The sequence below is a fragment of the Carboxylicivirga mesophila genome, from assembly GCF_018271975.1.
In the GTDB taxonomy this organism is placed as follows: domain Bacteria; phylum Bacteroidota; class Bacteroidia; order Bacteroidales; family Marinilabiliaceae; genus Carboxylicivirga; species Carboxylicivirga mesophila.
Genome location: NZ_JAGUCN010000017.1, coordinates 1 through 20277, shown reverse-complemented (window position 1 = coordinate 20277; position 20277 = coordinate 1). Strand labels below are relative to the sequence as shown.

Genomic DNA, 20277 nt, shown 5'->3' with positions numbered 1-20277 from the left:
TAATCCAATAAGAGTTATTAAGAGGCTGTCTGTTGCAGGGCAGCCTCTTGAAGTTAACATTTTAGTACAACTCGGCTTCCTGCATTTTGTAATCAGTATGCTGCACACTATGCTGTTTTACAACCTTGAATACCAATGCGTACTTCGCAGTTTTTGATTTAAAGAATTCTGCCTCAGGTACCTGAATTTGAATAGTACCTCTTTTTTTAGTCCAGTTCAATTTTCCATTAAAGCCCAGAAGCCGAATTGTATCACCTTTTCTTACTTTTAATTGATTAAAAATAATTGTTTTGGGTAGATGAGTCTCGTTTTCGTCAATTAAATAAAATGCATTTACAGTGCCGTCTTTATTGACTGTGTATCGCTCTTGGTCTTCACCAAATTCCTTTCGTCCTGTTGTATTGTAAATGGCTTCACCGTTTATGGACATCCACTCACCAATTTCATCGAATCGCTGATAGACCTCTGGTGCCCACTGGCCTTCAGGATCAGGACCAACATTCAGTAACAGGGAGCCATTTTTTGAAACAACATCACATAGCATATGGATGACTTCCCGCGATGATTTATAGACGTCGTTTGGCATATATGCCCACGAACCACTTAAAGTGATACACGACTCCCATGGGTCTTCAATGTAGCGGTCTGGAATAAACTGCTCAGGGGTCAGGTAGTTTTCGTCAGGCCCTTCAATATGTCGGTCAACCACAATTAAGCCAGGTTGTTTTTGGCGTGCCTTTTTTGACATCTCGGCAATTCTTAAATCTTGGTTTTGTGGTACATGTAGTTGGGTATATCCACTTTTCAAAAATAGACCATTAATAAAATTGATTAGTCGCTGCTGGCCTTTAGTCAGTGGTCTTACCCAGCCACCATCCATCCACAAAATGTCAATTTGGCCATAGTTAGTCATTAGTTCATCTACCTGCCCATGAAAGAAGTCAACAAAGGCCTGCCAGCGTTCGGGATACCGCTCTATATTGTAATTCACATTGCGGTCAGGCGTTGCAAAATTGGGCCACCAAAAGTTTTCATTATGCCAATCTGGTTTTGAGAGATAAGCACCAATCATGAAGTCCATTTTTCTGAATTCGTCAAAAATAGCCTTCGTAACATCTGCTTTCGGATGAGTATGAAACGGACATTCGGCAGAGGTTATTTTATAGTTTGATAGTTGGGTATCAAACATGTTAAAACCATCATGATGTTTGGTGGTAAAAACCATGTATCGCATGCCAGCCTTACTGGCAGCGTTTGCCCATTTCTCAGGATTAAATTGCGTGGGATTAAATGTTTTCTTTAAAGCAACGTAATCGCGTTTAAAATTTTCATAATCTGGGTTTTCGCGTTTGCACCAACTTTCATCTTCGGCACACAAGGCCCAGGATTCAACAATCCCCCACTGACTATATGTTCCCCAATGCATAAATAATCCGAACTTAAGCGTTCGCCAGTCATTCAGTTTTTTCTGGACGGCCACATCTTCGACTGGATAGTATTTGTTAAGCTTTGTTTGCCCGTGAGTAACGGAGGCTGTGATACAAAAAAGCAGTGTGAATAGAAAGTTTTTCATGTTTCTAATTTTGAGATATTTATAGTTGACAAGTTTTCCATCCCTATTGTGGCTTTGGAATGACAAATAATATTTTCCTGTTGAAACTCTTTATATGCCTAGCCAGGTCATTTGTTGTTATTATTGGTCAAAAATAATTCTGCCATTGAGAAAGAAAACAGATTGGGGATAAATAGTCCTATTAAGGTACCAATGACATAAAATAGTTGAGAATAGCTATCTGACAGAAGTCTTAATGCATGGATTTGTAAAGCTGTTATTTTGATTTATGAGGCTTTCAAATGGAAAATATGCAGGAATTCATTCAATTGTGGAAGTCAGTCTGTGAGCAATTGTCAATAAAAGTCTTTGAAAGGAGCTGAAGTTATTGAAAGTAGGGTGGAGGTAACAGCAAATTGGTTGCTATAAAAAAAGAGGCTGTCGTAAACTGACAGCCTCGTATTATTAGTTATTGAGCATCAAAAGTAATTGTAATTAAGTTAGATGGTTTAGTTGGGTGGTCAAGTACCCCATGTAAAAATAAAGTCAGACTTAACCTGGTTGATGATATTTCACGAATTATGGCTTTAGGTGTATAATCCAATAAACCAATGAAACCCCCATTATTGAATGTAATCACGTCTACATTCTCGAAATTAACAGTTACTTGCTCAATGCCACCATCTACCTCGTTAGCAGCTTCAATGCTCAGGTTAACTCCTTTTTCAAGAGTCCATGAAGCATTTGTTGGTTCAGTGTGATTGATAGTAGCTAATCCATTTCCTGGAGATGAAGCCTCATCGAGTCCATTCAAGGCTGTATACATATAACCTCCAATACAAATACCATTAACAAAGTCAATTGAATAGTTGCCATCGTGTTTAAAAGTGTAAAGGTTATCATACTCATCCCCAAGTCCAATAAGGGCTAATAGGTTGTCTGTAGGCGGAAATGCAATGTCGGCAGAGGTAAGTGGTTCAGCTACTTTATTAGATACGCCATCTGTACCCGTATTGGCGGTAGTACTCATTACCCATGTTTTCCCATTTGGCATAGCGGCTCCTCCTGATAATAACTCTTCAATAGAGGCCAAAATTTCTATTTGTTTGGTTGCTACAGTTTCTCCACCATCACCTTTTACTGTTACAGATACATTATACTCACCCGATTGCTCATAGGTATGGGTCGGAGATTTTTCTATACTGGTATTACCATCGCCAAAATCCCAATGATACTCTTTCACATATTTGTCGATTGTTGAAAATGTAAAAGAATAAGGGTTTTCTGTACTTGCTTCTGCATAAACTTCTACAATAGGAGCTGGTGTTGCATCGTCACTACCACACGATACCAATGCCACAGCAATTGAAAATAACATTGCGGAGGCTAATAATAAATTTTTCATAAAACTTTAGTTTAAATTTCTAATATGGATTATTTAACATTGAATGTCAGTCTTTTACATCCCACCAAAGCGGTGTTGTTACTTCGTCGGGACCTTGTAGTTTAATGGCTGCCTGATAGTTGGAGCTATTCAGGTTAGTTTCGTTTGCCGCATACCTGAAGCGTTTGGGCAGTACCCCATTGGTAACGCCTAAATCATAAACCGGGGCTCTGCGTTGTTCAATAACCGGATAACCCGTTCTTCTGATATTTGTCCAACCTTCAAAGGCATCAGGCAAGAAGCCGATCCACATCTGGGTGGCTATTTGCTCAAACTGTTCTTCTTGTGAGCCACTTAAGGATGCTTCACTGCTCGTCAGGTAGGTTTCAATAAGCTCTGGGTCGACTTCCCATTGTTTTAATGCCTGTTCAATGCCTTTTTGATACCAGGCCTCAGAATTTTCATCACTCAGATTAAATAATGCGGCTTCGGCTCTCAGAAAACAAACTTCAGAAGCCGTGAGCATATAGGCGGTTGCACCTTTACCTACTAAAGTATCGGTAGGTATACACATTTTATCCATATTCCAGTTGGGGAGAGCTTCATCGCTTAGTCCGTTGGGTAAACCTATAAATTCACCATCATCATTCGGACGAATGAAGATGTTCAAACGAGGGTCATTTTTACTTTTTAAGGTCTCTACAAGTTTGTCGCTCACTTTTACGGTGTAATAAACTCGGAGCATATGATTTAGCGGGTTGTAAAATTCGGCACGATCATTTTCTTCATATAGTCGTTTGGCATTATCTGCATTTTCCACTATTAAAGGCTCTTTCAAGCACTCATTAACAATGGTTTTTGATAACGCGGGCTCGACAAACCGAACACGCATAGCCATTCTTAATCGCAATGAGTTGGCAAAGCGAATCCATTGTTCCAGATCGTTTTCATACAGTGGGTCTGCCCCAGGAAATGCCTCTTCAGGATTGGCCTCTTTTAAAACCGCAATGGCTAGCTGAAGTTCATTAAAGATGGTTTTATAAATATCCTCTACCTGGTCGTATACGGGGTACAGTATTTCTTCCTGGCCATAACCTCCTTGGGTATACGGTACAGCTCCATAAGCATCTGCAACCCGGATGTAATTATAGGATTCTACTATTTTGGCTAGGGAGTAGCGAACATGGTTTTCATATTCTCCTCCTTTTCTGGTCATGCGTATTACTTCTTTGATATGCCGGATTTGTTCTTTAAAGAAATAATTAAAGGGATCACTGTAAAAAGTTTCAGTGTAGTTGTCGTAGTAATTATCAATGAATCGTGGAATATTATTACCTACGTAGTAATGTCCATACTGAAGCCCGAAAGGCCACTCAAAACCAATGTAAGCTAATCCGCCGTTAGTATATAATACCGCACTGGAAAACAAGTATTCCGGATCGATAGTGTTTTGAGCATTGGGGTTCGTGTTTATTTTTTCCAATCGATCATCACAAGCCCCCAGTATTATATAGCTGCTTAAAATCAAGATGATATATATCGTTCTCATAGTCAATAATTTTATATAATTAAAAATTAACCTTTAAATTGGCACCATATGATCGGGTCGATGGCAAAGAGGAATGCTCGAACCCAGTAGATACATTACCACTTCCGAAAGCCGATTCAGGATCAACATGCTCCATGGCCTTATAGAAGAAAAATAGGTTTCTGCCAACAAGAGAGATGCTCACATTTGTAAAGGGAGTTTTGGACATCCATTTATTAGGAAGAGTATAGTTAACAACCACTTCTCTCAAGCGAATATTGGTGCCATCTTGTATCCATTCAGCACCAATTTCTTTATTGTAGACATGATACCACCTGTAAGTTGGAGAAATAGCGGTTGTGTTGGGCTTACCTGTATTTTCATTGATGCCATTTTCAACGTAACCACCTGTGCCTGCATACCATTCATCTCTTCCCTCAAGGGTCTCGACGCTGGTGCCAAACAGACCACGGTAAGCTTTACTCCATGAGTAGATATCTCCACCCTTTTGCATATCGATTAAAAAGTTTAGTGAGAGAGTTTTATAAGACAACCTGTTGCTTAAGCCTGCCATCCAGTCGGGGTTAATATTGCCCATTACTTTTTTATCCCCTTTAAACGGAAAGCCATTATCATCAATGAGTTTGTTGCCAAACTGATCTCTTTTAAAGTCGGTAGTATATATTTGACCATATGGTTGTCCGGGGTAAGCTCTAATTTCGGCATGAAAATCAGACCCTAGCGGCAGATAAGGTATATCTCCGTATAGCTGTTTGACCTCATTCTTATTAGTCGACCAGGTTAATGAAACATCCCAATTGAGTCCGTTGTGTGTTTGTATAGGCTGGCCACTCAGTTGTAATTCTATTCCTCTATTCTCTATTTCACCGGCATTCATTTTTTTGGCACCATAGCCTGATGTAGGGGCAAGGTCCACCGACATTATTTGCTTATCTGATAAGCTGTAGTAATAGGTTGCATCAATGCCTAAACGGTTGTTAAGCAGTTTTAAGTCGGTACCCACTTCATATGATTGTGTTTCCTCGGGCATCAAATTATAAAATGGGAGTACATCACCTATGTAGGCCATCGGGTATGGATGCTGACTTTGTACAATTCCATAATATTGATCGATTTGGTAGGCACCGGTATCATTACCTACTTTGGCATACGAAGCACGCAGTTTTCCACTCGATAAAATATGGTTTTTTATATTGAATGCTTCAGAAAATAAAAAGCTAAGATTCTCGGAATGATAGCCGTATGAGTTGTTGTCCAATGGGAGGGTGGATGACCAGTCGTTGCGGTAGGTTAAGTCCAGATAAACATAGTTTTTATAGGCAATCTGTGTCATACCATATAGTGAGTATACCTCTTTCTGTCCAAACCACTCCGATGAATTGATATCGCTATAGTTACTTAAATGAAAGAAATCAGGTTCTTTCATTTTGATGCCACTTTGGCTTAATCCACGTCCTTCGTAATACATGTAATTACCACCAATGCTTAAATTAGCTGTCCATGTGTCATTAAATGCTTTATGATAGGCAAGCAAGAAGTCTGAGTTCCATTCAATATTGTTGTTTGTACTCTGCACTTTATACCCAAGCCCATTGTATGAATCAGCCCGTCCGGTATTTTCATAAGCCATATACCGCTTATTAATGAAGTCGAAACCCGAACGCAAGGATAAATTAAGGTCTTTTATCATTTCCCATTTAACCGACAACATGGTTTGCAGCCTGTTTTTTTCATCTTCGTTATGTATGTTTTCTAGTATCCAATATGGATTGTTAAATGTTTGATCAGAGGTCCACTTGAACTCATTACCGTTTTCATCATATATGTTGTTCCTTAACGACTGCAGGCCGATATTACGGGGTAAAACATCTAAAGACATCACAATATTGGCACCATCTTCAGCTAAAGCCGGACGGTTTTCGACCTCACTGTGTATGTAAGTTATTTTTCCATCAAATTCTACTTTACTGCCAAGTTTAGAGAAGCCTCTCAGTGCTAGTGTTTGTCTGTTTAGGTTATTATTAGGCACAATGCCTTTAGATCTTTGATCGGTTATAGAGGCTCTGAATGAACTGTTCTCATCACCTCCTTCAAAGGACAAGCTGTTGGTTATGTTGCTTCCTGTTCTGAAAAACTCATCGTACGGATTCTGTTGGGGCAACATCGCTTCTTCCTCTCCATACCAGTTAACTACAGTTTGGCCGTCCATTTTAGGCCCATAGCTCCATATCCAGGGGTGGTCATTATTGGGGCCGTTGGGGCCATTCAAAGGGGGGTAGCTTCCAAATGCACCTTGTCCATATTTATTCTGAAAGTTGGGTGTTGTCATGGGTGTTTCCATGCTGTAGCTTGAATTGACTGTCACGCCAATTCCTTTGCGTTTAAGTCCTTTTTTAGTAGTAATTAGTACCACCCCGTTGGCACCGCGCGAACCATATAAGGCTGAAGCTCCAGCCCCTTTTAGCACACTCATTGATTCAATGTCATTCGGATTAAGATCTGACAGGGCATCACCACCGTCGGTGCCTCCCCAACGATTTGCCCCTCCGGAACTGGCATCCATTGGTATACCATCTATAACAAACAATGGCCTGTTGTTACCATATATTGAAGAGATACCCCTTAACACAACCCGCGTTGAACCATCAACTCCGGTAGGTGCTTTTGTAATCTGTAAGCCAGATACTTTTCCTGCTAAAGAGTTGATAGGGTTATTTTCTTTGGCTTCATTAACCTCATCACTATTAATTTGTGTAACGGAGTAGCCCAGTGAGCTTTTATCCCGCGCGATATTCAAAGCTGTTACAACTACCTCACCCAATGCAGCATTATCTTCGCTTAGCTTTATGTTTATTTTCTCACGACCATTGATTGGTTCTTCAACTAATTCGTAACCAATAAACGAAAACACAATTACTTCATAGGGATTATCGACTTTAAGTTCATACTTACCTTCCGTATCGGATATAGTTCCATATGTTGTACCTTTAATATAAACATTAACACCAGGAAGAGGGCTATTGTCGTGCTTTGATCTAATTGTACCCGTTACAGTTATTGATTCCTGCACATTGTCATTCGGAGCAACTACAATTAAATTGTTTTCTAATCTTCTGAATTGCAGGTTAGTTTGTGTTTTTAGTTCATTAAGAATTTCTTCTATTTCTTTCTTTTTGATATTAATCCTTACCATCTTCTCAAGGCCTTCTATTTCAACGTTATAAAAGAACCTGTAACCTGTTTCTTTCTGGATGGTTTTAAATAATTCTTTGACTGATATAGCTTCCGTTTTATCATCTAGTTTGATATTTTGAGCAATGGCACGCGTACCTGAAAAAAGTAGAAATGTTATAGTGAAAAGGACGTATAGTGCCCTAATCAACCCGAGGGATGTTTTTCTGCATGTTGCAGAACAAGAGGAATATTTTTTCATATTATTTTGTTTAGTTATTGCTGTCTAGAGTGGCATTTCTGTTAGTTATCCATATATCTCTGTTCTTTATTTCGAAGTCTACAGGTGCTGTTAGTTGTATGGCTTTCATCACCTGTTCGATGGTTTCATTTTCTAATTCTCCTGAGAAACGAAGGCTTCCCAATGCTTTTTCGTCGTAATGAATTTTTACGTTGTACTTACGCTGTAACCTGACAACCAAATCACTTAATAGTTCACTTTTAAGATAGATACGATCGCTAACCCAGGCGGTACATAAATCAATATCTACGTTGGACGTGATAGCTATTTTCTCCTCTAATTGTAACGCATCAGTACTAGATAACTTGTGGTATATTACTTGTTCTTTTGGTCTGACAAAAATTTCTTTGGATGATTCATTTTGTACATTAATATTCTCCTGAACACTTATTTTGCCTTCAACCAAGGTTGTTCTTACTTCATCATCATCAGCGTATGACTCAACATTGAAAACGGTACCATAAGCTCTTACTACCAGATGAGATGTTACCACATTAAAGGGTTTTGTTTGGTTCTTGCTCACATGAAAATAGGCTTCTCCTTCCAAAAAAACAGTCCTGTCATTTAGTCCATATTGATTCGTATAGCTGAGATTACTTCCTGCATTTAAAACAACTTTAGTTCCGTCAGGAAGGTAAATGTGTGATTTACTGCCATAGGGAACTTCGATGCTATGCTGTGATACTTGTTGTTTACCAGTATGCTGGTATGTATACATTGACAGGCCTGCAATGATAATTCCCATTACAAAAACGGCTGCAAAGCGACTGTATTGTCTCCAAATGGTCAGTATCCTATTCCTGTTGCTTGCAGTTTCCTGTAATTTTGCCCACTGTTGTTCGATAATTTCCTCATTAATATACTTATACGAGTCGAGGTAAGTCCAAATTAAATTCAGTTGGCTTAATTCGAGTTTATTCTCCGGACTCCTATTCAACCAGTTCACAAGCTCCTTGTGTTCTTGTTCACTTAATTCATCATTCTTTAAAATCCGAACAATCAGTGTTGATATGTAATTATCTTTATTCATTTTGGTGCTTTCAATATAATAGGCAGCTGAGCACGTAAATTCACTTACAACATTTCCAAAAAAATGTAAATAAAAATTAAAATATCAGTTTTAAGGACCTTTTTGAATGTTTTTAAAGCACGGTATATCTGAGTTTCCACTGTTTTAGGGGAGATGTCAAGTATGTCTGCAATCTCTTTGTGCTTCATGCCTTTTAGGCGGCTCAGTTCAAATATTAGCCTACATTGTTTAGGTAGTTCACTTAAAATTGTTTCAATTTTATTTCTTAATTCTTGTTCGAAAACAGTATCATATCCATTAACAAAATTTGAATCCTCATCCAGTATTTCACTCACATAGCGTTGCCTTACTTTTTGCTTTTTAATGTAGTTGAGGCATGTATTATGGCAAGCAGATAAAAGATAAGATTTGGCAGATTTATTAAACTGCAATGTTTCCTTGTTTTCAATTATGTATGTGAAAACATCGTGTACAATATCCAAACGTGAAGAATGATCATTCACAAAATGAGCTGCATAACTGTAAACAGTTCTATAATGTAATTTGTAGAGTTCTTCTAAATGTTTGATATTCATGTACGCCTCTAATTGTTTGCTTGTTTCGCTGTCAAATACATTTCTGCTCAATCTGTTTTAGGGAAATTCCTTAATCTTCCGTGCGATTTATTTGAGCGAGTAGAAATATACAGGTTTATTTAGACTAATCAATGATACTTTTGAACATTATGAAATAAAGTATGCAAAATTAACTTTTATCTGCGGTTAATGACGGTCTTAAACAAGAGCTTATGGCATTGAATCCTCGCGAAGCATGAATACCAGAAGTAAATATGGATAAGTAGCTGGTGCTCAATAATTTTTTATAACTGTTGAATGGACTTAAGTGGAGGATGAAGAAGCGCGTTGTCTATATGAAAGAGCACAAATTATAGTTTACAGGAGATTGAAATACCCATTTGTTGCCCGTTGTAATAGGGGAGGCATACTGAGTTTTTTTTAGATCAGCTAATCTGAGGATAAAGCCAGTAAGCAAATTTAGCAGATAGCATACCAATGCCTGCTCCAGCTATTACATCACCAAACCAATGCCGGTCGTTGTATATTCTAAAGAGGCCAGTTGCGGATGCAACTGAATAACCTCCAATGCCATACCAGATTGAATGGTGTTTATATTCCTGCCAGAGAAATTCAGCACCCATAAATGCGATTGCTGTATGTCCGGATGGGAAAGAGTTATAGGAGGTTCCATCTGGGCGCAATACCTTAGTTGAGTATTTTAAACTGTTAACGGTAAGCGCTGTAATGCCTGATGCTATCGATAGGAGAATTGTTTGTTCAAGAAGCTTATGTCGCCCTTCTATTCCCATCAGGTTTAATGCATAAACAGAAGCGATAGGGGCATATTGACTGAAATCATCGATACTGATACTGTTATCTATATGCACTTTTACTTCGTGACCAATACTTTAATTTAACAGCTTCTTTCCACCGACCATTGTTTCTATTGCTCCATAGCTAATTAAAGTAGCAGGAATTAATAACGATTGGTTCTTAAATCGATGGGTATGTACTTGTACTGTATCTGAATTAGACGCATATAATGGTAAACTAAGAGTTAAAACGCCTAGTAATAATAATTTCATAAATAGTAATTGTAATGTTGTAATATTGATTGTATTGTCCTATCGGAAATCATGGTTTTAAAACTTTAGGCCAGGAATGGCCTGGTTTAACAAGGATTACAAGTCATGTTGGTCTCTTCATTTTCAATCTGAATAGTTACATGATGAAGGTTATAGTTATCAGACAGGATGGTTTTGATCTTATTTAATAGCAATTCGTTATTCGTTTGATTGCTTACTATATGAGCAGATAAGACGTTTTCGTTGGTGCTTAATGCCCAGATGTGTAGATCATGTATGGATATCACCTGTTCAATTTCCAGAATGCTTTGTTTAACCTTGTTGTAGTCAACATTTCTCGGAACACCATCTAATGCAAGGTTTATTGATTCGATAAATAAGCTCCATGTGCCCCATAAAATGACGAGTATAATGATGAAACTCATAATAGGATCAAACCATAACGCACCGGTTATTTTTATAAGCAAGCCGGCAATAACAACTCCTAACGAAACACCTGCATCAGCAGCCATGTGCAGGAAAGCACCCTTTATATTTAAGTCGTCTTTTTGTCCTCTTATAAAAAGCAGAGCTGTGAAAGTATTTATGATAACTCCGATGGCTGCCACCACCATCACCTGCGTACCTCCAATGGGTTCGGGGTTGGTAAATTTGCCAATTGCATCCCAGGCTATGAAAATTACAGCTGCAAATAGGAGCAAGGCATTTAGTAATGATATCAGAATAGTACTCTTCTTAAACCCGTAGCTGTATCTGCTGTTTGGTTTTTTTGATGCCATCCAAATGGCAAACCACGCAAAAATAAGTCCTAAAACATCACTGGCGTTATGCCCTGCATCGGCAATTAATGCTGATGAGTTAGCTACAAAACCATAAAATAACTCAACCGCAATAAAGGTGACATTTAGTATGATGCCAATAGCAAATGGCTTATTATAATTTGTTTCATTGTGATGATGTTTGTGTTCCATAACTTGAAATGTTAGTTGTTATGATGGTGTTGATTGACATGACCATTAGGATGCCCTTTGCAAAATATACTATTATTAATTAACAGTAACGAGTCGTTTCTTATTTCAAATTCCTGAATGAAGTTATCAGGTAGGTATAGTGTACCTCTTTTAGTATCTGATGAATACTTATAGCAGCCTGTAATAGCACTTAATGACTGATTGTTCTTATAGGTTACAACCACCGAACCATCTTCTCCTAATGTATAAGTAACCTGATTTTCCAGTCTTCCCTCCGAAAAAAAGAGCGCCTTAAAGGAAGTTGAATCCGTAGATTTATTACAGGCTTGTATTGTAAGCAGTAGGGCAATAGTCGAATATAAAAGCCTCATAATTAAGTTTGATTTGTTCATTAGTTACTCTGTAAATATTCTACAGCCTCTTTTGTTGTTAACGGATTGGTGAGGTTGCCGGTTCTGAGGTAAAAAATGGTTCTGCTGTTCTCTTTTAGAAAGGCTGGTTGTTTTGATTTTTCAATATGTATGATACATATTTCTTTACCATCTAACTGGGCAAATGTAATATGAACCTGTTTGCAAAACTTTTTGCCTATCATGTTAGAGATAATCAGAATGAGTCTTTGTTCGAAACCATCTTTACTCATCTTTTTTAAAGTCCAGTAATCATTCGATAAGCCTAATATTTCTCCATAATCGCTTACACCGATAAGTAGTTTACCACCTTCAGCATTCAGAAATCCGCAGACTGCTTTTAATACTTCATGCTCCAGATTTTTATTGTTTTTTACCTGGTGGTAGTCATATCTCAGAGATGATTTAAACTCAACTTCTTCATTTTCACCTTAGGATATTAATCTATGAATTTCTTCAACATCAAGTTTACAAATGCCTTTTCGAAGCTGCCTTCTGGCAATCAACAGACCATTGGTAATACCTAAGAAAATAGTTAAAGACAAAAGAACAACACCTTCTATATCATTAGGAATAAATATGGTGGTATAAGTTGATTGTAATGTTCGAAAAAATGATGTACTATGGGCACTAAACTCATATTGAAATAACGCACTTAAAAAGGGGAAGGTAAGCAAGCTGATGGCTGATATACAAATAAGCTGCCACTTAATTATCTCTTTCGTTTTCTTTTTCATAATGGCTTTGTATTTAACAGGAAGATTATTGTTGGAATGGGATTTTGTAGAAGTGTGTAAAAAATAGGAATGGTAATGATTAAGGCACCCGGATTGGGAAGATCCAGGTGCCATCATCCAAATTAAAGGGTATTAGTGACTATGTGCGGCTTCGCTCTTTTTCAAATCTGATAACAGATAAAAAGCACCTTCCATTACTACCTGTGCATCATCACTAATTGCTTCCGGAATTGTAATCGCTACATAGCCATTATCAATCAGTCCGGGAATGACTTCAACCATACGAAACGCGATATTGTCTCCATCATGATCGGCTGTATGATCTCCATCTTCATGTCCATCATTTTGATGGTGGTCATCATCGGTTTCATCATGTCCATGATCCTCATGCTCATCATGGTGTGCGGCCTCGTTAGTAGCCATTGGGTTAACAATAAATATATAGCTTTTCCCTTCATCTTCTACTATTGCAGATTCGGGCACGGCCATCATAAGCTCTTTGTCGTTAAAAATTTCGCCGCTTACATAGCTTTCTGCAATTAAATTGACTGGTGAGTCATCAAAGGTGGCGTGTACAACAATTGCTTTTATGTCTTTTTGAAATTTCTTGGCAATGGCAAATATTGTAGCTGGATGTTCTTTGTCCTGATTGGCTATCCGTAAGCGGGCTTTCTGGCCAACTCGAACATGTGGCATATCTTTTTCATATACCAAAAGGTCGGCATGTATCTTATCATTATTTACAACTGAGAATAGTTTGGTTTGCGCATCAACATAAGCTCCAATACTGATATCCACCTGGCTTACATAGCCTTCCACCGGTGAAAGGATATTGACACTCTGGCTGATAACTCCTTTTTTTATCGTAGTTGTATTTAAGTTGAGCATCTGTAAACGAATACCTAAGCCCTCGTAGGATGATTTGGCAGCGTTATAGTCTGCTTCTACTTTTTGAAAATTCTTGCCCGAGCCTACATTGTTGTCATACAGGGCTTTTTGTCGATCATACTCTTTTGCTAAGAAGGTAAAGTTGTTAAAGCTTTCGATGTACTCCTGTTGCAGACTGATATAATCAGGGTGTTCAAGGGTAGCCAGTATCTGTCCTTTACGAACTTTGTCACCTTCAAATACACTGATCGATTTGACATTTCCACCCATAAAGGCTGTAATTTCTGCTTTATCGGCAGGTGAAACTTCCAGTTGACCGTTGGTTTTTATAAAACCTGCCATCGTACGTTCCTGAATAACTCCCAATTTGAGATTAAGTGCAGAGCGTTGCTTTTCGTTTAAGACCACCATGCCCTCAAGAGCCTCATCATCATGTTCATCCTGTGCGCTGTGTCCGTGTTCATCTTTTTTACTTGGTGATGAATTGCAGCTGGTGATAAGCAAGCCGCTGATAAGTAAAATAAATAGACTAATATATCTTATTGATTCCATAATTGTATTATTTGTTAATTATTCGAATGTTCCTGTTTGTGCTTTTATTGCTACTTATGCAGGTGATTAATTAGAGCCTGTCAGGTAGATTAATTCAGCCTTTAAATTCCTGTAATTCAGGTTGGCATCAATGTACATTTGTTTGGTGTTAAGTATTGTTTCCATGTTCTGAATTAACTCGGTATAGTCAATTTCACCAAGCTGATAGGCCAATGTTGTAGCTTTCATTTGCTCGTCGGCCAATGGCAGTGCTTCTGACTGGTAATAATTTTGCACCTTTGCAGCGCTCTCGTACTGTGCCATTCGCTGTGCCAGTAATGATTTAATTTCCAGCTGCGCAGATAATTGTTTTTGTTCTTCAATAAGTACACCGGTACGGGCAGCTTTGGTTTTTGCATTTTGCCCGTTAAATAATGGAATTGATATACCTGCAGAATAGCCATAGTATCCTGAAACTCCATCAACAGACTGATTGCTGTAGGCCAGATTGAATTTGGGCAGCATGGCTGCTTTTTCTTGTTTCCAGATTCTTTCAGCACGTTCGAGTTGTTCGCGAGCCAGCAGTAACTGTGCGTTACTTTCCGTGTTTAAGATATCAATATTCAGAGGCTCGTTATTGGCATCTGCAACTTCAAATTCGTTGGGCAGGAGCAAAAACTGATTGAGTTTTCGATGAGCAGCCATGAGCTCCCCTTCAATTTGTTGAATTTTAACCTGTAGCTCATTGTATTTGGTTGTGGCTGCCAAATATTCCAGCTTTGAGCTTTGCTCTGTTTTGTAACGTAATTCTGCCGCTTTAACAAAGTCCCGGTATATCTTATCAATTTGTTGATATAATCCTCTTGTATGTACAAAGTAGAGTAAGGTGTTAAAGGCATTGCTGACCTGCAGCTCCAGATTGTCTTCAGTGAGGTTTACCTCTGCAACTGCAACATTTACATTTGCTTGTTGAAGCTTACGTTTAGCGGCAATACCCAAAATATCAATATCCGTTTGCTCAACAACAAGACGATTTGCTACGCCCGGGGCGTTACTGCCTACTTCCTCTTTTCCCATTGAAAAACTGGTATTGCCTAAATTGAAAGCGCTTCCTTTTAATGATTTGTTTTGTTTAACCTGCAATTCGGCTGCTTTTAGCGTTGGATAGTTCTCCTTGGCAATAGTAATTGCTTCAGAAAGCGACAGGGATGTGTTACCACCATCTTGTGCTATTGCAGGGCTAAAGCCAAATGTTAATAGGCATAATCCAATGCCCAGGGAGATGGGAGTCTTCAGATTTTTAGTTGTTTGTTTTTTTTCTTTTCTGCCTTCAAGCCATTGGTATAAAAGGGGCACAATAAACAAGGTCAGCAAGGTTTCGGTAAATAAACCTCCAATAACCACGGTTGCCAATGGGCGTTGTACCTCGGCGCCTGCTGAAGTTGATAAGGCCATAGGTATAAAACCAAGAATATCGGTACTGGCAAGCAGGAAAACCGGACGAACCCGCCTTGTGGCACCTTTAACTATTATGTCACGTAGACTGGTAATGCCATTTTCCTTTTGTTCCTTAAAAGAGCCTATCAGCACCAGGCCATCCATCACGCCAACTCCAAATATTACAATGAAGCCGACACCAGCAGATATACTAAAAGGCATATCGCGAATATAAAGGCTGATGATACCACCCATTGCCGAAAGAGGAATGGCCATATAAACCAGCAAGGTGTGTGGGATTGACTTAAGGGCCATAAAGAGCATTACAAAAATAAGCGCCAGTGCGATTGGCACAACAATCATTAACCGCTTGCTGGCACGTTCCAGGTTTTCAAAGGCACCACCATAGCGTATGTAATAGCCAGCCGGTAAATCCAATTGAGCATCCAGTTTTTCTTCTATTTCCTGCACCAGGGTCTTTACATCACGTCCTCGGACATTGATGCCAACATAGGTGCTTCGGTTGGTATTGTCGCGACTTATTTGCATGGGACCTGGCTGATAGTCCACATCTGCCAATTCCTGCAGCGGAATCTGCTGCCCGTTTGGAAGCGGGATAAACAGGGTTTTAACATCTTCTATGTCACGTCTGTTATCCTGGTTTAACCTCACAACTAAATCAAAGCGTTTTTCACCTTCATACACCACTCCGGCGGCACTGCCATTAAAAGCCGTTTTAATAATGGTATTAAGATCACTGATGTTGGCCCCATAGTAAGCTAATTGCTCCCGGTTGTAATTCACGGTTATTTGGGGCAACCCTTTAGTTGCTTCGGTGCGTATGTCACCAACACCATTGATGTTTGCTACCAGTTTCTCTATCTCAGCAGCCTTTTGGGCCAGTATCTCCAAATCTTCGCCGTATAGTTTAATAGCCAGATCTTCTCGGATGCCTGTGAGCAACTCATTAAAGCGCATCTCTACAGGTTGCGAAAATTCATAATTAATACCAGGTATCACGCTCACGGTTTCTTTAAATAATTCAAGCAGTTCTTCTTTACTGCCGGCAGCTGTCCAATTGTCTTTATCTTTGAGGATAATAAAGCAGTCGCCAATATCAATGGGCATTGGATCGGTAGGAATGTCTGCCACACCAATGCGTGTTTGAATGGATTCTATTTCATCAGGGAATTGGTCGACCAATAGTTTCTCAACAGCAGTTGATTTCTCCACCACATTTGTTAGGTCTGTGCCTGGTTTTAAAAGGATGTGCATGGCCAGGTTGCCTTCATCGAGCTGAGGAACGAATTCTCCTCCCATATTACTGAACAGAATGGCTGAGACAATAAACAGACCACTTACTCCGAGCATGACCTTCTTTGTGTTGTTCAGAGTCCACTCAAGCATTGGCTGGTAAGTGTTTTCAAGGCGCCTGATGAACTTGTCACCAAAAGTCTGTTTTTCCTTTTTGGGAGGTTTAAGGAATAAGGCCATCATCATTGGCACATATGTAAGGCAAAGGAAGGTGACGCCAATAACAGCAAATCCAAACGTGAGAGCCATGGGCTTAAACATTTTACCTTCGATGCCCTGCAGGGCTAACAATGGAATGAACACTATCATGATGATGATTTGGCCAAAGAATACCGAGTTCATCATACCACTTGAAATCTTAAACGCTATTTTGTCTTTATCCAGCTGTGTCAGTTTCCTGCCAATATAGGTCTTGTCGCCCAGGTAAAATATCATGCCTTCTATTAGTATAACAGCACCATCGATGAGTATGCCAAAGTCGATGGCACCCAGGCTCATGAGGTTGGCCCAAACATCAAAGATATGCATCATGATAAATGCAAACAGAAGCGATAAGGGGATGACTGTAGCCACAATAAGTCCTCCTCGCATATTGCCAAGTATGAGTACCAATACAAATATGACGATTAAAGCTCCCAGTGACAGGTTCTCAGCGACTGTTGATGTGGTGCTTTTAATCATCTCACTTCTATCAAGGAAAGGAACAATTCTGACACCTTCAGGGAGTGACTTTTGAATCTGTTCAATGCGTTCTTTCACGTTGGCAATAACTTTGTTGGAGTTTTCACCTTTCAGCATCATTACAATGCCACCAACAGCTTCCCCTTTTCCATTGCGGGTGAAGGCACCATAACGAACGGCGCTGCCAAACTGTACTTTGGCTACATCACGAATATAAACAGGGCGATTATTAACACTCTTAATCACCATGTTTTCAATGTCCTTAACTGATCGGGCCAGTCCCTCACCCCGGATGTAGTTTATCTGGTTATTTTTTTCGATGTAGGCTCCCCCGGTATTTTGGTTGTTATCCTGCAGGGCTTTGAACACCTCTGTCATTGTAACATTCATGCTCTTAAGCTGATTGGGCTCAATGGCTACTTCGTACTGTTTGGTTTCACCACCAAATGAATTAATTTCTACCACCCCCGATAGCATGGCCATCTGGCGTTTGACTATCCAGTCTTGTATAGAACGTAGCTCCATATTGTTGTACTGGTCTTCATAGCCAGGCTCAACCTCTAACGCATATTGGTAAATTTCACCCAGGCCGGTACTTATAGGTGACATTGCAGGCGTGCCAAAGCCGGCCGGTATTTTTTCCTGCACTTCATCTAAAGCCTCACCAACCAGCTGGCGAGGGAGGTAAGTGCCCATTTCATCTTCAAATACGATGGTGACCACTGATAGCCCAAAACGTGAAACCGAACGGATTTCTGTAACACTGGGTAAGTTCGACATTGACAGCTCTACCTGATAGGTCACAAACTGTTCTATGTCTTCGGTGCTAAGATTAGGAGCCACTGTAATAACCTGAACCTGGTTGTTGGTAATATCAGGGGTGGCATCCAATGGTATCTGCGTCATTGAATACAGACCTCCAAATATCAGTGCTATCGTCATCAAACCGATGAGCAGCTTATTCTTTATGGAGAATGATAATATACTGTTTATCATGATTGTTATTTGTTTGTTGCCAATGAGTTGTAATAGGCTTTTAAGTGTTGTTGGCTTTTAAAAAACAGCACATGGGTTGAGCCTTGTTTCTGCAGTCCTATTACCGCATTAGCTTTGTTTATGGTTTCCTGAGTCAACGGATCTTTTGTCTGACTAAATTCCCGAAAATGATTCTTCAGCAGATTCAGGCAGCGTTCGCTGCACACATAGAATGTTTGCTGGTGAATTTGAACTTTTTTCGTTTCATGCGGACTGAGTTGTTCACCTGTGAAACATACCTGACCAGGAGGCAGTGTATTGCCATAGCTGGTGTATGTTTTTATCCACAGACGAGTATTGCAGCCATAGGTATAAAACAAAAGCGTGCATACTACTATTGTTAGCAAGCCTGAAAAAGTGATCAATAAGTATTTTCGAAATTTTTTGTCTTGTTGGCGTTGAATCTCAAGAAGCTCTACTTTTGTTAGCTTCTTTTTCTTCATGTTGTCTTCTTTTTTCCTTTATAGTACTGTCAGGTACCAATAATCATAGGATGAAAAAGGTATGAGGATCAATTTAACACGCAACCGCAGGCTGCGGAGGGCCCCTGAAAGTTAATTTAGTTGCAAGATGATTGAGCAATATATGCTTAATAACAGGCGGTTCATAAAGTGGAGTGCCTTGTCTGTTGACATCTTGTTCAGATGCAGGAATTAAGCAGTTATTGATGAAAAATGAAATGTCGGGTAAAACTGTTTCGGAAAAATTGTAGTTATTAAAACTAAGTTCTTCCAACAGGTGACAGGTTTCTGATTCTTCACTCGAGTGGTTACTGTGTTCAAAATCATCATAGTCATCTGCCATGTGGCAGGTCGGATCATTAAATGCATGATGACTATGAGGCATTCCAAAGTGCACCAGTATCAGCAAACCAGCTAATACCATCATTAGTTTATATGTGTTGGGAATGCGCTTCACAGTTTAATAATTTTGTGGTAAAAGTAGAAATTCTTTCGTGCAACCGGGTTGCAAAGTTAGCTGTTGCACTTGTCGCATATGCCTTTTGCAATGATTTGCAGGTCGTTAAGTTTAAAATTATTAGGCAGATTGATAGAAGGTATTTTAATGTTATTCAGGCAGATGGTGTTTTTACATACTGTACACACAAAATGAATATGCTCATCTTCGTGCATGTCATCGCAGTCATCAGCGCATAGCGCATACTTTACACTACCTGTTCCATCATCAATGCGATGAATGATTTTTTTTTCTTCAAAAGTTTTCAGCGTTCGGAACAACGTTGATTTCTCAGCACGTTCAAATTTTGAAACCAAATCAGAAAGGCTTACCGCATTTCGGTCTTTGTAAAGAATCTCTAGCACCAACAGGCGCATGGCTGTAGGTTTAACTTTTTTATTGATGAGTTGTAGCTCGATAGATGGTAGCATTTTCATTATGATAAAAGATAAGTAACCGGTTTTTTGACCAGGAGCCCTTTTGTAACCTTACAAAGAGGCACCTGGTCAAATTATAATTGGGTTATTTTTTTATAAAATTGATGGTTCTGTTGTTGTCCAACTTAATGACATAGAGTCCTTTGTTTAAATCGGAGACATTGATTTTTTCGCCTTGTGAAATGATTCCGTTTTTCAATTCCTTGCCTAGAATATCATACAGTTTGTAAGCTAATTTGTTGTTAATGCC

At 39.2% G+C, this 20277-nt stretch carries 16 protein-coding genes and 1 pseudogene; all 17 read right to left on the bottom strand.

Annotation, left to right across the window (positions count from 1 at the left end):
• Positions 1–61 precede the first annotated feature (61 nt).
• Positions 62–1573 (bottom strand): alpha-L-fucosidase, encoded by a 1512-nt coding sequence (locus KEM09_RS14565; protein WP_212229398.1) that lies wholly within the window; start codon positions 1571–1573, stop codon positions 62–64.
• Positions 1574–2021: 448 nt separating this feature from the next.
• A complete protein-coding gene (locus KEM09_RS14560) occupies positions 2022–2957 on the bottom strand; it encodes a PKD domain-containing protein (RefSeq protein WP_212229397.1) in 936 nt (311 codons plus the stop codon).
• A 46-nt stretch (positions 2958–3003) separates the two neighbouring features.
• On the bottom strand, positions 3004–4485 hold the full coding sequence (locus KEM09_RS14555; RefSeq protein WP_212229396.1) for a SusD/RagB family nutrient-binding outer membrane lipoprotein: 1482 nt from the start codon (positions 4483–4485) through the stop codon (positions 3004–3006).
• Between the two features lie 19 nt (positions 4486–4504).
• Entirely contained in the window at positions 4505–7918 is a 3414-nt protein-coding gene (locus tag KEM09_RS14550; protein WP_212229395.1) for a SusC/RagA family TonB-linked outer membrane protein, read from the bottom strand.
• Positions 7919–7928: 10 nt separating this feature from the next.
• Positions 7929–8987: a FecR family protein gene (locus KEM09_RS14545; RefSeq protein WP_212229394.1), complete on the bottom strand. Its 1059-nt coding sequence runs from the start codon at positions 8985–8987 to the stop codon at positions 7929–7931.
• Between the two features lie 44 nt (positions 8988–9031).
• Positions 9032–9562 (bottom strand): RNA polymerase sigma-70 factor, encoded by a 531-nt coding sequence (locus tag KEM09_RS14540; RefSeq protein ID WP_212229393.1) that lies wholly within the window; start codon positions 9560–9562, stop codon positions 9032–9034.
• Between the two features lie 425 nt (positions 9563–9987).
• Entirely contained in the window at positions 9988–10431 is a 444-nt protein-coding gene (locus tag KEM09_RS14535; RefSeq protein ID WP_212229392.1) for a phosphatase PAP2 family protein, read from the bottom strand.
• 284 nt (positions 10432–10715) lie between these two features.
• Positions 10716–11600, bottom strand: a complete 885-nt coding sequence (locus KEM09_RS14530; protein ID WP_212229391.1) for a cation diffusion facilitator family transporter — start codon at positions 11598–11600, stop codon at positions 10716–10718.
• Between the two features lie 11 nt (positions 11601–11611).
• Complete coding sequence (locus KEM09_RS14525; RefSeq protein ID WP_212229390.1) at positions 11612–11971, bottom strand: alkaline phosphatase family protein; 360 nt, start codon at positions 11969–11971, stop codon at positions 11612–11614.
• A gap of 20 nt (positions 11972–11991) precedes the next feature.
• Positions 11992–12426 (bottom strand): annotated as a pseudogene (locus KEM09_RS14520) (AlbA family DNA-binding domain-containing protein); the annotation flags it as partial.
• A 15-nt stretch (positions 12427–12441) separates the two neighbouring features.
• The gene (locus tag KEM09_RS14515) at positions 12442–12747 is read right to left on the bottom strand and encodes a hypothetical protein (RefSeq protein ID WP_212229389.1); all 306 of its coding nucleotides are present in this window, start codon (positions 12745–12747) and stop codon (positions 12442–12444) included.
• Positions 12748–12879: 132 nt separating this feature from the next.
• On the bottom strand, positions 12880–14187 hold the full coding sequence (locus KEM09_RS14510; RefSeq protein ID WP_212229388.1) for an efflux RND transporter periplasmic adaptor subunit: 1308 nt from the start codon (positions 14185–14187) through the stop codon (positions 12880–12882).
• Positions 14188–14253: 66 nt separating this feature from the next.
• A complete protein-coding gene (locus tag KEM09_RS14505) occupies positions 14254–18594 on the bottom strand; it encodes a CusA/CzcA family heavy metal efflux RND transporter (RefSeq protein WP_212229387.1) in 4341 nt (1446 codons plus the stop codon).
• A gap of 5 nt (positions 18595–18599) precedes the next feature.
• Positions 18600–19076, bottom strand: coding sequence for a hypothetical protein (locus tag KEM09_RS14500; protein ID WP_212229385.1), 477 nt, complete (start codon positions 19074–19076; stop codon positions 18600–18602).
• Positions 19077–19149: 73 nt separating this feature from the next.
• Positions 19150–19551: a hypothetical protein gene (locus tag KEM09_RS14495; RefSeq protein ID WP_212229383.1), complete on the bottom strand. Its 402-nt coding sequence runs from the start codon at positions 19549–19551 to the stop codon at positions 19150–19152.
• Positions 19552–19607: 56 nt separating this feature from the next.
• Positions 19608–20021: a Fur family transcriptional regulator gene (locus KEM09_RS14490; protein WP_212229381.1), complete on the bottom strand. Its 414-nt coding sequence runs from the start codon at positions 20019–20021 to the stop codon at positions 19608–19610.
• Positions 20022–20112: 91 nt separating this feature from the next.
• On the bottom strand, positions 20113–20274 hold the full coding sequence (locus KEM09_RS22145) for a T9SS type A sorting domain-containing protein (RefSeq protein WP_212229506.1): 162 nt from the start codon (positions 20272–20274) through the stop codon (positions 20113–20115).
• Between the last annotated feature and the right edge of the window lie 3 nt (positions 20275–20277).